The 12073-nt window shown below is 54.0% G+C and carries 17 protein-coding genes; 11 read left to right on the plus strand and 6 right to left on the minus strand.

What is annotated here, in order from left to right:
- Positions 1–21: 21 nt before the first annotated feature.
- From RRF55_RS25680 to RRF55_RS25700, 5 genes are all read left to right on the plus strand, one after another.
- Complete coding sequence (locus tag RRF55_RS25680) at positions 22–1011, plus strand: DNA-directed RNA polymerase subunit alpha (RefSeq protein WP_002919219.1); 990 nt, start codon at positions 22–24, stop codon at positions 1009–1011.
- 40 nt (positions 1012–1051) lie between these two features.
- Positions 1052–1438 carry a 50S ribosomal protein L17 gene (rplQ, locus tag RRF55_RS25685; protein WP_002919206.1) on the plus strand — a complete coding sequence of 129 codons (387 nt, stop codon included), beginning with the start codon at positions 1052–1054 and terminating at the stop codon, positions 1436–1438.
- Between the two features lie 108 nt (positions 1439–1546).
- Entirely contained in the window at positions 1547–1915 is a 369-nt protein-coding gene (locus RRF55_RS25690) for a DUF1992 domain-containing protein (RefSeq protein WP_002919204.1), read from the plus strand.
- A 2-nt stretch (positions 1916–1917) separates the two neighbouring features.
- The gene (gene zntR / locus RRF55_RS25695) at positions 1918–2343 is read left to right on the plus strand and encodes a Zn(2+)-responsive transcriptional regulator (protein WP_004185894.1); all 426 of its coding nucleotides are present in this window, start codon (positions 1918–1920) and stop codon (positions 2341–2343) included.
- A gap of 57 nt (positions 2344–2400) precedes the next feature.
- Positions 2401–2679: an alternative ribosome-rescue factor A gene (locus RRF55_RS25700; protein ID WP_004188380.1), complete on the plus strand. Its 279-nt coding sequence runs from the start codon at positions 2401–2403 to the stop codon at positions 2677–2679.
- Here the strand turns inward: RRF55_RS25700 and mscL are convergent.
- The 5 genes from mscL to def all read right to left on the minus strand — a co-directional run bounded on the left by mscL (position 2615) and on the right by def (position 7378).
- Positions 2615–3028 (minus strand): large-conductance mechanosensitive channel protein MscL, encoded by a 414-nt coding sequence (mscL, locus tag RRF55_RS25705; protein ID WP_004145325.1) that lies wholly within the window; start codon positions 3026–3028, stop codon positions 2615–2617. The genes RRF55_RS25700 and mscL overlap by 65 nt on opposite strands.
- Before the next feature lie 140 nt (positions 3029–3168).
- Positions 3169–4545, minus strand: a complete 1377-nt coding sequence (gene trkA / locus RRF55_RS25710) for a Trk system potassium transporter TrkA (protein ID WP_002919153.1) — start codon at positions 4543–4545, stop codon at positions 3169–3171.
- A gap of 13 nt (positions 4546–4558) precedes the next feature.
- Complete coding sequence (gene rsmB / locus RRF55_RS25715; RefSeq protein ID WP_004174079.1) at positions 4559–5854, minus strand: 16S rRNA (cytosine(967)-C(5))-methyltransferase RsmB; 1296 nt, start codon at positions 5852–5854, stop codon at positions 4559–4561.
- A gap of 52 nt (positions 5855–5906) precedes the next feature.
- Positions 5907–6854, minus strand: a complete 948-nt coding sequence (fmt, locus tag RRF55_RS25720; RefSeq protein ID WP_032415753.1) for a methionyl-tRNA formyltransferase — start codon at positions 6852–6854, stop codon at positions 5907–5909.
- A gap of 14 nt (positions 6855–6868) precedes the next feature.
- Positions 6869–7378 carry a peptide deformylase gene (def, locus tag RRF55_RS25725; protein ID WP_004174081.1) on the minus strand — a complete coding sequence of 170 codons (510 nt, stop codon included), beginning with the start codon at positions 7376–7378 and terminating at the stop codon, positions 6869–6871.
- Positions 7379–7506: 128 nt separating this feature from the next.
- Here def and dprA point away from each other — a divergent pair, with 128 nt between their 5' ends.
- From dprA to RRF55_RS25755, 6 genes are read left to right on the plus strand one after another with little or no spacing between them, the layout of a single operon-like run.
- Positions 7507–8631 (plus strand): DNA-protecting protein DprA, encoded by a 1125-nt coding sequence (gene dprA, locus RRF55_RS25730; RefSeq protein ID WP_004185889.1) that lies wholly within the window; start codon positions 7507–7509, stop codon positions 8629–8631.
- Positions 8603–9076, plus strand: coding sequence for a DUF494 family protein Smg (gene smg, locus RRF55_RS25735; protein WP_002919137.1), 474 nt, complete (start codon positions 8603–8605; stop codon positions 9074–9076). Before dprA ends, smg begins: the two co-directional genes overlap by 29 nt.
- A gap of 26 nt (positions 9077–9102) precedes the next feature.
- Positions 9103–9645, plus strand: coding sequence for a DNA topoisomerase family protein (locus RRF55_RS25740; protein ID WP_004145330.1), 543 nt, complete (start codon positions 9103–9105; stop codon positions 9643–9645).
- Between the two features lie 4 nt (positions 9646–9649).
- The gene (tsaC, locus tag RRF55_RS25745; protein WP_002919132.1) at positions 9650–10222 is read left to right on the plus strand and encodes an L-threonylcarbamoyladenylate synthase type 1 TsaC; all 573 of its coding nucleotides are present in this window, start codon (positions 9650–9652) and stop codon (positions 10220–10222) included.
- Positions 10223–10225: 3 nt separating this feature from the next.
- Positions 10226–11044, plus strand: a complete 819-nt coding sequence (gene aroE / locus RRF55_RS25750) for a shikimate dehydrogenase (RefSeq protein WP_002919126.1) — start codon at positions 10226–10228, stop codon at positions 11042–11044.
- Positions 11041–11298, plus strand: a complete 258-nt coding sequence (locus RRF55_RS25755) for a DUF1488 domain-containing protein (RefSeq protein WP_064153730.1) — start codon at positions 11041–11043, stop codon at positions 11296–11298. The genes aroE and RRF55_RS25755 overlap by 4 nt, the downstream gene beginning before the upstream one ends.
- On the opposite strand, the gene RRF55_RS25760 is transcribed toward RRF55_RS25755, so the two are convergent.
- A complete protein-coding gene (locus tag RRF55_RS25760) occupies positions 11274–11828 on the minus strand; it encodes a gamma carbonic anhydrase family protein (protein ID WP_064153729.1) in 555 nt (184 codons plus the stop codon). The genes RRF55_RS25755 and RRF55_RS25760 overlap by 25 nt on opposite strands.
- Between the last annotated feature and the right edge of the window lie 245 nt (positions 11829–12073).

A 12073-nucleotide genomic window follows, 5' to 3' on the forward strand; every position in this document is an offset into this window, starting at 1 on the left:
TAGTACCAAAGAGAGGACACAATGCAGGGTTCTGTGACAGAGTTTCTAAAACCGCGCCTGGTCGATATCGAGCAAGTGAGTTCGACGCACGCCAAGGTGACCCTTGAGCCTTTAGAGCGTGGCTTCGGCCATACTCTGGGTAACGCACTGCGCCGTATTCTGCTCTCATCGATGCCGGGTTGCGCGGTGACCGAGGTTGAGATTGATGGTGTACTGCACGAGTACAGCACCAAAGAAGGCGTTCAGGAAGACATCCTTGAAATCCTGCTCAACCTGAAAGGGCTGGCGGTGAGAGTTCAGGGTAAAGATGAAGTCATCCTTACTTTGAATAAATCTGGCATTGGCCCTGTGACCGCAGCCGACATTACCCACGACGGTGATGTCGAAATCGTCAAGCCGCAGCACGTGATTTGCCACCTGACTGATGAGAACGCTGCTATTAGCATGCGTATCAAAGTTCAGCGCGGTCGCGGTTATGTGCCGGCTTCTGCCCGAATTCATTCGGAAGAAGATGAGCGCCCAATCGGCCGTCTGCTGGTCGACGCCTGCTACAGCCCTGTAGAGCGTATTGCCTACAATGTTGAAGCTGCGCGTGTAGAACAGCGTACCGACCTGGACAAGCTGGTCATCGAAATGGAAACCAACGGCACAATCGATCCTGAAGAGGCGATTCGTCGTGCGGCAACCATCCTGGCTGAACAACTGGAAGCTTTTGTTGACCTACGTGATGTACGTCAGCCAGAAGTGAAAGAAGAGAAACCAGAATTCGATCCGATCCTGCTGCGCCCTGTTGACGATCTGGAATTGACTGTCCGCTCTGCTAACTGCCTCAAGGCAGAAGCTATCCACTATATCGGTGATCTGGTACAGCGTACCGAGGTTGAGTTGCTGAAAACGCCGAACCTGGGTAAAAAATCTCTTACTGAGATTAAAGACGTGCTGGCTTCCCGTGGACTGTCTCTGGGCATGCGCCTGGAAAACTGGCCACCAGCAAGCATTGCTGACGAGTAACCGGATCACAGGTTAAGGTTTTACTGAGAAGGATAAGGTCATGCGCCATCGTAAGAGTGGTCGTCAACTGAACCGCAACAGCAGCCATCGCCAGGCTATGTTCCGTAACATGGCAGGTTCGCTGGTTCGTCATGAAATCATCAAGACGACCCTGCCGAAAGCGAAAGAACTGCGTCGCGTAGTTGAGCCGCTGATTACTCTTGCCAAGACTGATAGCGTTGCTAATCGTCGTCTGGCATTCGCCCGCACTCGTGATAACGAGATCGTGGCAAAACTGTTTAACGAGCTGGGCCCGCGTTTCGCGAGCCGCGCCGGTGGTTACACTCGCATTCTGAAGTGTGGCTTCCGTGCAGGCGACAACGCGCCGATGGCATACATCGAGCTGGTTGATCGTGCTGAGCCGAAAGCAGAAGCTGCTGCAGAGTAATCTGTAGTAACGTAAAAAAACCCGCCCTGGCGGGTTTTTTTATATCTACCCCATCCCCATTTCACTACACTATCTGTACTCTTTTTGTTCATCCCCTGGAGCCGTAGAATGTGGTTGCTGGATCAGTGGGCGGAACGTCATATCCTCGATGCCCAAACCAAAGGTGAGTTCGATAATTTACCCGGCAGCGGAGAACCGCTGACTCTCGATGACGATTCACATGTGCCGGCGGAGTTGCGGGCAGGCTATCGCCTTCTGAAAAATGCAGGATGTCTTCCTCCGGAACTGGAGCAACGCAAAGAAGCGTTGGCTCTGGCAGACTTACTGAACGGCGTCCGTCAGGACGATCCGCGTCATGCCGAACTTAGCAAACGCCTTGCCCTGCTCGAGCTGAAGTTACGTCAGGCAGGTCTGAACACCGACTTTTTACGCGGTGAGTACGCCGATGCGTTGCTGCAAAAAATAAATCAGGAGTAAATATGTATCGTATTGGTGAATTGGCAAAACTGGCTGACGTGACGCCTGATACCATCCGCTACTATGAAAAGCAGCAGATGATGGATCATGACATACGCACCGAGGGAGGATTTCGTCTGTACTCGGATAACGATCTTCAACGGCTGCGCTTTATTCGTTATGCCCGACAACTGGGTTTCACCCTGGAAGCGATCCGCGAATTATTGTCGATCCGCATCGATCCGGAGCATCATACCTGTCAGGAGTCGAAAGGGATCGTTCAGGCGCGATTAAGTGAAGTCGAGGCGCGGATTAAAGAGCTACAGACGATGCGCCGCTCTCTGCAGCGGCTCAACGATGCCTGTTGCGGCACTGCCCACAGCAGCGTTTACTGTTCTATCCTTGAGGCCCTTGAACAAGGGGCCAGCAACGGCAATGGCGGACGTTGATTTTTTAAACGCGCGGATCTACACTCGCGTCGAGTTTATACATATACCGGAGTAACTATGAGTCGCTATCAGCATACTAAAGGACAAATTAAAGATAACGCCATTGAGGCACTTCTCCACGATCCGTTATTTAGGCAGCGCGTAGAGAAAAACAAGAAAGGGAAAGGAAGCTATCAACGTAAAGATAAACATGCAGGAAGGGTTGATCGGGAGGCCAGTGGCAAGCAAGCGAATCGCTTTTTTACCACTGGCCTTCTGCTTTCTCTGCTGATTAAGAACGGTTGTTTTGTTCTTTCAGCAGATCGCGAATTTCGCTCAGCAGAACTTCTTCTTTAGAGGGAGCTGGCGGTGCCGCCGGAGCCTCTTCTTTCTTACGATTTAACTTATTCATCAATTTAATCGCCATGAAGATGGCAAACGCGACGATGATGAAATCGAAAACGTTCTGAATGAATACCCCATAATGCATCACCACAGCCGGGACATCGCCCTGGGCATCACGTAGCGTGACGGCAAACTGTTTAAAATCGATCCCGCCAATCAACAGGCCGAGTGGCGGCATAATAATATCCGCGACCAGTGATGAAACAATTTTACCGAATGCTGCACCGATGATCACACCCACTGCCAAATCGACAACGTTCCCGCGCATCGCGAATTCGCGAAACTCTTTTAAAAAACTCATTTTATTCTCCTTGTGCCAGCTGACGTTGTAAGTTTAACAAATGTATTTTCATTTGCCATTCCCAGCAGATAGTTACTGCAAAATATTAACCTTTGAATAATAAGGGATAATAAAAAGGCGCCTGTTCGGCGCCCTGGGAATTACAGGAAGAAAGGACTTGGCTGGAACAGCCTTTCGACATCGGAAATAAACTTCTTATCGGTCAAAAACATGATCACATGGTCGCCCTGCTCGATCCGTAGATTATTATTGGCGATCATCACGTCATTGCCCCGCACGACGGCGCCGATGATCGTGCCCGGTGGAAGCTTGATCTCGTCGATCGAACGCCCGACTACCCGGGAGGTGCTCTCATCGCCGTGCGCGACTGCCTCAATCGCTTCTGCAACGCCGCGGCGCAAGGAGGAGACGCCGACAATATCGGCTTTACGGACATGACTGAGGAGTGCGGAAATTGTGGCCTGCTGAGGCGAAATCGCAATATCGATGACGCTACCCTGGACCAGATCCACGTAGGCTCTGCGCTGGATTAGCACCATCACTTTTTTCGCGCCCATTCGCTTGGCCAACATAGCCGACATAATATTGGCTTCGTCGTCGTTAGTGACGGCAATAAACAGGTCCACCTGGTCAATATGCTCTTCAGCCAACAGCTCCTGGTCCGATGCATCCCCGTAGAAGACGATAGTATGCTGCAGCTTTTCCGCTAGCTCAGCGGCTCGCTGCTGATTACGTTCGATAAGCTTAACGCTGTAATCTTTTTCCAGCTTATGGGCCAGACCCGCGCCAATATTGCCCCCGCCGACCAGCATAATACGCTTATACGGCTTTTCCAGTCGCTGCAGTTCACTCATGACCGCGCGAATATGCTGCGAGGCGGCAATAAAGAAGACTTCATCTCCGGCCTCGACAATCGTCGAGCCCTGCGGGCGGATGGGGCGATCGTGGCGGAAAATGGCGGCCACGCGCGTATCGATATGCGGCATATGCTCCCGCATAGTGGATAAGGCATTCCCCACCAGCGGGCCACCATAATAGGCTTTTACTACCGCGAGACTGACTTTTCCTTCGGCGAAGTTCACGACCTGCAGCGCGCCGGGATATTCGATCAGACGGTGGATGTTGTCGATGACCAGTTGTTCCGGAGCGATTAAGTGATCGATGGGTACCGCTTCAGAGTTGAAGAGCTTTTCCGCATCACGAACGTAATCAGGCGCACGAATACGCGCTATGCGGTTTGGCGTATTGAACAATGAGTAAGCGACCTGGCAGGCCACCATGTTGGTTTCGTCCGAACTAGTGACCGCTACCAGCATATCGGCATCATCGGCTCCCGCCTCGCGCAGTACGCGAGGGTGAGAGCCATGCCCCTGGACGACACGCAGATCGAACTTATCCTGCAGGCTGCGCAGACGGTCGCCATTGGTATCAACCAGCGTAATATCATTGTTCTCGCCGACGAGGTTTTCCGCCAGCGTGCCGCCGACCTGGCCGGCGCCCAGAATAATAATCTTCATCTGCAGTGACCCATTAGTTCCGACGTTTGATTAGCTTAGCGTAAAAGAAGCCATCACCTTCTTCCACGCCCGGCAGATTTTGCTGCCCGGGGCTCGCCGGCGTGCCGGTGGCGTGAAGTTCTGCATCCGGAGTTCGCGCGAGGAAAGCGGCAATTTGCTGACTGTTCTCTTCCGGCAGAATAGAACAGGTTGCGTAAACCAGCGTGCCGCCTGGCTTCAGGTGCGTCCAGGTGGCATTGAGGATCTCGGCCTGCAGTTGGGCTAACTCGGCGATATCCCGATCCCGGCGCAGCCATTTGATATCCGGATGGCGGCGAATAACGCCGGTTGCGGAGCAGGGAGCATCCAGCAGAATACGATCGAACTGCTCATTGCCACACCACTGCTCAGGGAAGCGGCCATCGCCCTGTTTTACATCCGCTTTTACACCCAGACGCTTCAGGTTGTCATAGACGCGGGACAGACGCTGTTCATCAATATCCACCGCCATAACCTGAGCCTGGGGAGCGACTTCCAGAATATGCGTCGTCTTCCCGCCCGGCGCCGCGCAGAGATCGAGAATGCGTTCGCCATTTTCCGGTTGCAGGTAGCGCATACAGCCCTGAGCCGAGGCGTCCTGGACGGTCACCCAGCCTTCGGCAAAGCCTGGTAACGCGTGGACCGGAGCAGGGGTGGCCAGGCGTACGGCGTCCGGATAATCAGGGTGGGTAAAGCCCTCTAAACCGGTCTCGTTAAGCAGGGCAAGCCACTCATCCCGGGAATGATGGTTGCGGTTAACGCGCAGCCACATCGGCGGGCGCTGGTTGTTCGCCTCGACGATCTCCTGCCACTGCTGCGGCCAGGCCTGCTGCAGGCGTTTCAGCAGCCATTTGGGATGAAGATAGCGGTTTTCATGCTCAGCAAATTCGGCTAACAACGCTTCCTGCTGGCGCTGGAACTGGCGTAGCACGCCGTTGATTAGCCCTTTAAGCTGCGGGCGTTTAATGGCCACCGCGCCTTCTACCGTTTCCGCCAGCGCGGCGTGTGGTGGAATGCGGGTGTAGAGTAACTGATAGAGACCAACCATGATCAGAAAGTGCACGGTGCGCTGTTTGCCGGTCATCGGACGCGCCATTAGCTTGCTGATAAGCCACTCCAGCTGGCTTAGAGTACGTAGTACACCAAAGCACAACTCCTGCAGTAGCGCTTTATCTTTATCGCTGACTTTCTGCTGTAGAGGGGGCAGTACGTTGCTTAAAGACTGCCCTTTTTCAACAACTTGCTCGATAGCCTGGGCGGCCAGGCTGCGTAAATTTATATTCTTTTTCATAAGCGCAAAAATAAAAATGCCCGGCGAACCCGGGCTTCAGAAGAGACGACCGTCAGGCGAGACGGGTGCCAGGGATAAACCACTCCCGGCGGGAATTGAGTAAGTCCTGGGCGCTCATCGCTTTTTTACCCGCAGGCTGTAGCGACTCCAGGCTGAGGATCCCATCCCCCGTGGCGATCTGAATACCCTGTTTGGTTGCTGCCACGATAGTACCCGGTTCGGCGTGAGCGGCTTCGGCGATGACCGATGCCCGCCACACTTTTACCGGTTGTCCGTCAATTTCCAGCCAGCTCATTGGCCACGGATTAAACGCGCGGATGCAGCGTTCCAACTGCGCAGCGGAAAGCGACCAATCGATACGAGCCTCTTCTTTACTCAGCTTTTCGGCATGGCACACCAGCGATTCATCTTGTACTTCAGGCCGTGCGGTGCCGTTGGCCAGCTGGGCTAACGTTGCCAGCAGCCCCTGAGGGCCGAGCTCGGCCAGCTTATCGTACAGGCTGCCGCTGGTATCCTCTGCGGTAATGGGGCAGGAAAGCTTATACAGCATATCCCCCGTATCAAGGCCGACGTCCATCTGCATGATGGTTACGCCAGTTTCGCTATCCCCCGCCCACAGTGAACGCTGAATAGGCGCTGCGCCACGCCAGCGCGGTAGCAGCGAGCCGTGAACGTTGATACAGCCCAGACGGGGCATCTCCAGCACCGCTTTAGGCAGAATCAGACCGTACGCCACTACCACCATAATATCGGCGCCGAGATCGGCGACTAACCGCTGGTTATCCTGCGGACGCAGGGAGGATGGCTGGAACACAGGTAAGTTATGGGCTTCTGCCAGCACTTTTACCGGGCTTGGCATCAATTTTTTGCCGCGACCAGCAGGGCGATCAGGCTGAGTGAATACGCCAACAACCTGATGTTCAGACGACAGCAGCGCATCAAGATGACGCGCTGCAAAATCAGGGGTGCCGGCGAAAATGATACGTAGTGATTGTGACACGGTATTCCTTGTTATCAGGCACGGGAACGTAAACGATCCAGTTTCTCTACCTTCTGACGAATGCGCTGTTGTTTGAGTGGTGACAGATAGTCAATAAACAGTTTGCCGACCAGGTGATCCATCTCATGCTGGATACAGATAGCCAGCAGGCCATCGGCCTCCAGTTCAAACGGCTTACCATCGCGATCCAGTGCCCGGATCTTCACTTTTTCCGCACGCGGCACCAGGGCGCGCTGTTCAGGAATAGACAAGCAGCCTTCTTCAATACCGGTTTCGCCATCTTTCTCCAGCATTTCCGGGTTAATTAATACCAGCTGCTCTTCACGATTTTCCGACACATCAATAACGATAATGCGCTGATGGATATCGACCTGGGTTGCGGCCAGACCGATGCCTTCCTCGGCGTACATGGTGTCGAACATATCATCGACGATACGCTGAATTTCCGCATTCACTTCTTTGACCGGCTCGGCGACTTTGCGAAGGCGCTCGTCCGGAATATGTAACACTTGCAAAACTGCCATAAAGTTCCAGAGTCGTATTCAGGAGTTGATAAGATTATTAGCTCTATTCTAGACAAAACCCCCTGCAATTGACAGTCTCACTGTCCAATCGCAAAGATTGTCAATACCGCTTATGGCAGGGGGTAAGGATGACGCCCGACGAGATTTGGCTGCGGCTGATGAAGGTCAGTAGCTTGTATGGCGACAGGATGGTAGAGGTCGCTCAGCGCTTATGCGCAGCCGCCAGCGTTGATCGTGAAGCGCTGCATGCCGTCGGGATGACCGCGGCGCAGGCAAAGTTATTTTTCCGGCTTGACGAGCATGAGCTTGACGAGACGCGGCGCTGGCTGGAACAACCGGATCATCATCTGTTACGGGGTGACGATCCGCGCTATCCATTGCGGTTAAAGGCTATCGCTGATTACCCCGGCGCGTTGCTGGTCAGCGGCGGCCTCGCCCTGCTTCACAGCGCGCAGCTTGCCGTTATTGGCAGTCGCTCGCACTCCTGGTATGGCGCCCGCTGGGGGAAACTGTTCAGCGAAACGCTGGCGCATAAAGGGATTACCATCACCAGTGGGCTGGCGTTAGGCATTGACGGGGTCGCGCACCGCGGCGCGCTGGCGGCGGAGGGTAAAACTATCGCGGTACTGGGCAATGGGCTGAGTCAGGTTTATCCGCGGCGCCATGCAACTCTCGCCCGGCAGATCATCGACAATGGCGGTACGCTGGTATCTGAATTTCCACTCATTACGCCGCCGCTTCCCGCACATTTCCCCAGGCGCAACCGGATTATCAGCGGCTTAAGCCTGGGCGTGCTGGTGATTGAGGCGGCGTTGCGAAGCGGATCGCTGGTCACCGTCCGCTGCGCCCTGGAGCAGGGAAGGGATGTGTTCGCCCTGCCTGGCCCGATAGGCAATCCGGGATCGGAAGGCCCGCACTGGTTAATTAAGCAAGGCGCGGTGCCAGTGACCTCGCCAGAGGATATTGTGGAATACTGGCATAACGAGCTGGCCTGGCTGACTGATACGTCTGATTCGATAAATATTTGCGTCGATCAGCCGTCTGTAGCATTGCCATTTCCGGAGCTCCTGGCTAACGTAGGAGATGAGGTAACACCTGTTGACGTTGTCGCTGAACGTGCCGGCCAATCTGTGCCAGTAACCGTAGCTCAGCTACTTGAACTGGAGTTAGCAGGCTGGATCGCAGCTGTACCCGGCGGCTATGTCCGATTAAGGAGGGCAAGCCATGTTCGACGTACTCATGTATTTGTTTGAAACTTACATCCATAGCGAAGCAGAAATGCGCGTGGATCAGGACAAACTGACGCGGGATCTTACCGATGCGGGTTTTGAGCGGGAAGACATCTATAACGCGTTAATGTGGCTCGAGAAACTGGCTGATTATCAGGAAGGTCTCGTTGAACCCATGCAGCTCGCTTCCGACCCGCTCTCTCTTCGGGTATATACCGAAGAGGAGTGCCAGCGTCTGGATGCCAGTTGCCGGGGGTTTTTACTCTTCCTCGAGCAGATTCAGGTGTTGAACCTCGAAACGCGAGAAATGGTGATAGAGCGCGTACTGGCGCTGGATACGGCGGAATTTGAGCTGGAAGACCTGAAATGGGTCATCCTGATGGTACTGTTCAATATTCCGGGCTGTGAAAACGCCTATCAGCAAATGGAAGAATTACTCTTCGAAGTAAATGAAGGTATGCTGCATTAATCTTTTTGCAGCAACATCGAGTTGTTATGACCAAATCAGCACTGTTTTCGGTGCGTAAAAATGAGCCCTGCCCGCAGTGCGGGGCCGAACTGGTGATCCGTTCCGGGAAACATGGCCCGTTTCTCGGCTGTTCGCATTATCCGGACTGTGACTATATTCGTCCCCTGAAAAGCCAGGCGGACGGGCATATCGTTAAGGTGCTGGAGGGGCAAGAGTGCCCATCGTGCGGTGCGGTTATGGTGTTACGCCAGGGGCGTTTTGGGATGTTCATTGGCTGTAGCCGCTATCCGGAATGTGAACATACCGAGCTGATTGATAAACCCGATGAGACGGCTATCGCTTGCCCGCAGTGCGGACAAGGCCATCTGGTCCAGCGTCGTTCCCGTTTCGGTAAAACCTTTCACTCCTGCGATCGCTATCCTGATTGCCAGTTCGTTATCAATTTTAAACCGGTGGCGGGCGAATGCCCTGAATGCCATTACCCGCTGTTAATAGAAAAGAAGACGGCGCAGGGGCTCAGACGCTTCTGTGCCAGTAAACAATGTGGAAAGCCGATCCCGGCGGAATAAATCAGTGAACAATAACCTGCCCTCAGAAGCCGTCGCCCATGCCGTGGCGGTCCTGAAAAATGAACATGTCATCGCCTATCCCACCGAAGCTGTGTTTGGCGTCGGCTGCGACCCTGACAGCGAAACGGCCGTTATGCGCCTGCTGGAGCTGAAGCAGCGTCCTGTTGAGAAAGGATTGATCCTTATCGCCGCCAGCTTTGAGCAACTGAAGCCCTATATTGATGATTCACGGTTAAGTGACTCACAGCGGGAAGCCATCTTCTCTTGCTGGCCGGGACCGGTGACGTTTGTATTCCCGGCGCGTCCTGAAACGCCGCGCTGGCTGACTGGACGTTTTGATTCACTGGCCGTACGCGTGACTAACCATCCGCTGGTAATCGAATTGTGCGAAGCCTACGGAAAACCACTGGTTTCGACCAGCGCCAATCTCACCGGGCAACCACCGTGCCGTACTACCGCAGAGGTCCATGCTCAGTTTGGCGACAGCTTCCCGGTGGTGGATGGCGCCACGGGCGGCCGGCAAAACCCATCTGAAATCCGTGATGCCCTGACGGGTGAACTGTTCCGCCAGGGGTGAACCATGGAAACCTATGCCGTTTTTGGTAATCCGATCGCGCACAGCAAGTCGCCTGCTATTCATCAGCTGTTTGCCCGCCAGTTAGGAATTACTCATCCTTATGGACGTGTACTGGCGCCGCTGGACGATTTTGTCTCTTCTCTGAATCAGTTCTTTGCAGAAGGAGGAAAGGGGGCCAACGTCACCGTTCCTTTTAAAGAGGAAGCCTTTGCGCGTGCCGACGAACTGACAGAACGCGCAGCGCTGGCGGGAGCAGTAAACACCCTGAAACGCCTGGAAGATGGCCGTTTACTGGGGGACAACACCGACGGTATTGGTCTTCTGAGCGATCTGGAACGCCTGGGATTCATTAAGCCACGCCAACGGATCCTGCTGGTTGGTGCTGGTGGGGCATCTCGCGGGGTTCTTTTGCCGCTTCTGTCGCTGGGATGCGCCGTCACGATCGTGAATCGCACCTATTCTCGTGCCCGTGAGTTAGCCACTCTCTTCGCCCATACCGGGAGCGTTAGCGCAAGGGAGATGGATACCTTATCCGGGGAAACATTCGATCTGATCGTCAATGCGACGTCCAGTGGAATAGACGGTGATGTACCAGCTATCCCGGCATCTATTGTCAACGCTGACGTATATTGCTATGACATGTTTTACCAGAAAGGGCCGACACCGTTTCTTCACTGGTGCCAGCAATATGGCGCAGTCCACTGTGCCGATGGGCTGGGAATGCTGGTGGCGCAAGCCGCCCATGCTGTTCTGCTATGGCACGGCGTTCTGCCGGCTATCGCTCCGGTCATTGAAACGCTGCAGCAGGAACTGAATGCATGAATCAGGCGATTCAGTTTCCTGACCGGGAATCATGGGATGCCGAACGGCAGGGCGTGGTTTTTCCCGTGCTGGTGAATGGGATGCAATTAACCTGCGCAATTTCAGGGCAAATCTTGCAGCAGCGTTTCGGCGCAGAGGGGCCAGCGCAGTGGCTGGCCGCCTTCCAGGAACATCGTTGGGATCTAGAGGAAGAGGCAGAAGCATTGATCCGCGATGGTCAGGAAGATGCTCAGGGCTGGATCTGGTTATCCTGATCCAGGTACTCATTTTTCCATTTCACATAGTTATTTGCTGAATACTTGAGTCCTTCCCGTTCCGCCTCTGTCAGGGGGCGGATCTGTTTGACCGGATTGCCAAAGTAAAGGTAGCCGCTTTCCAGCTGTTTGTTCTGCGGAACCAGACTGCCCGCACCAATCATGACGTCATCGCCAACGACGACACCATCTAATAAGATCGAACCCATACCAACCAGTACGCGGTTGCCGATAGTGCAGCCGTGCAGCACCACTTTATGACCAACAGTTACATCCTCACCAATGATCAGCGGATTTCCCTCCGGCTTATAAGAGGACTTATGGGTCACATGGAGAACGCTACCGTCCTGAATATTGCTGCGTTGACCTATCGATACATAGTTGACGTCGCCGCGAATGGCCACCAGAGGCCAGACGCTGACGTCATCGGCAATTCTGACATCGCCGATGACAACGCTGGATGCGTCAATCATGACGCGAAGACCGATTTGTGGGAAAAATGCTTTGTAGGGGCGCAGCTGAGCAGACATATAGACCTCAAAATACGGGAACGTAAGAAGACTTTGGTGGCTTTTATCTCCCTGTGCAACCCCTGAAAACGGTGAAAATTGAGCAAATCGTGCAATTACACGGCGAAAAGGGTGAAAAATCACCATTCAGAAAAAAAGATCGAAAAAAGGCTTGTGCAAAAAAATGGGATCCCTATAATGCGCACCCACTGACACGGCAGATGTGAATCACTTCACACAAACAGCCGGTTCGGTTGCAGAGAAAA

The sequence above is a fragment of the Klebsiella sp. K47 genome (assembly GCF_051858335.1).
GTDB lineage: Bacteria > Pseudomonadota > Gammaproteobacteria > Enterobacterales > Enterobacteriaceae > Klebsiella > Klebsiella pneumoniae.

What these genes read in the sequence shown, in the direction of transcription:
- aroE (WP_002919126.1), top strand. Translation starts at nt 10,226, where the DNA reads ATGGAAACCTATGCCGTTTTTGGTAATCCGATCGCGCACAGCAAGTCG.
- rsmB (WP_004174079.1), bottom strand. Translation starts at nt 5,854, where the DNA reads ATGAAAAAGAATATAAATTTACGCAGCCTGGCCGCCCAGGCTATCGAG.
- smg (WP_002919137.1), top strand. Translation starts at nt 8,603, where the DNA reads ATGTTCGACGTACTCATGTATTTGTTTGAAACTTACATCCATAGCGAA.
- def (WP_004174081.1), bottom strand. Translation starts at nt 7,378, where the DNA reads ATGGCAGTTTTGCAAGTGTTACATATTCCGGACGAGCGCCTTCGCAAA.
- RRF55_RS25760 (WP_064153729.1), bottom strand. Translation starts at nt 11,828, where the DNA reads ATGTCTGCTCAGCTGCGCCCCTACAAAGCATTTTTCCCACAAATCGGT.
- rplQ (WP_002919206.1), top strand. Translation starts at nt 1,052, where the DNA reads ATGCGCCATCGTAAGAGTGGTCGTCAACTGAACCGCAACAGCAGCCAT.
- RRF55_RS25690 (WP_002919204.1), top strand. Translation starts at nt 1,547, where the DNA reads ATGTGGTTGCTGGATCAGTGGGCGGAACGTCATATCCTCGATGCCCAA.
- mscL (WP_004145325.1), bottom strand. Translation starts at nt 3,028, where the DNA reads ATGAGTTTTTTAAAAGAGTTTCGCGAATTCGCGATGCGCGGGAACGTT.
- RRF55_RS25740 (WP_004145330.1), top strand. Translation starts at nt 9,103, where the DNA reads ATGACCAAATCAGCACTGTTTTCGGTGCGTAAAAATGAGCCCTGCCCG.
- RRF55_RS25680 (WP_002919219.1), top strand. Translation starts at nt 22, where the DNA reads ATGCAGGGTTCTGTGACAGAGTTTCTAAAACCGCGCCTGGTCGATATC.
- RRF55_RS25755 (WP_064153730.1), top strand. Translation starts at nt 11,041, where the DNA reads ATGAATCAGGCGATTCAGTTTCCTGACCGGGAATCATGGGATGCCGAA.
- RRF55_RS25700 (WP_004188380.1), top strand. Translation starts at nt 2,401, where the DNA reads ATGAGTCGCTATCAGCATACTAAAGGACAAATTAAAGATAACGCCATT.
- dprA (WP_004185889.1), top strand. Translation starts at nt 7,507, where the DNA reads ATGACGCCCGACGAGATTTGGCTGCGGCTGATGAAGGTCAGTAGCTTG.
- trkA (WP_002919153.1), bottom strand. Translation starts at nt 4,545, where the DNA reads ATGAAGATTATTATTCTGGGCGCCGGCCAGGTCGGCGGCACGCTGGCG.
- zntR (WP_004185894.1), top strand. Translation starts at nt 1,918, where the DNA reads ATGTATCGTATTGGTGAATTGGCAAAACTGGCTGACGTGACGCCTGAT.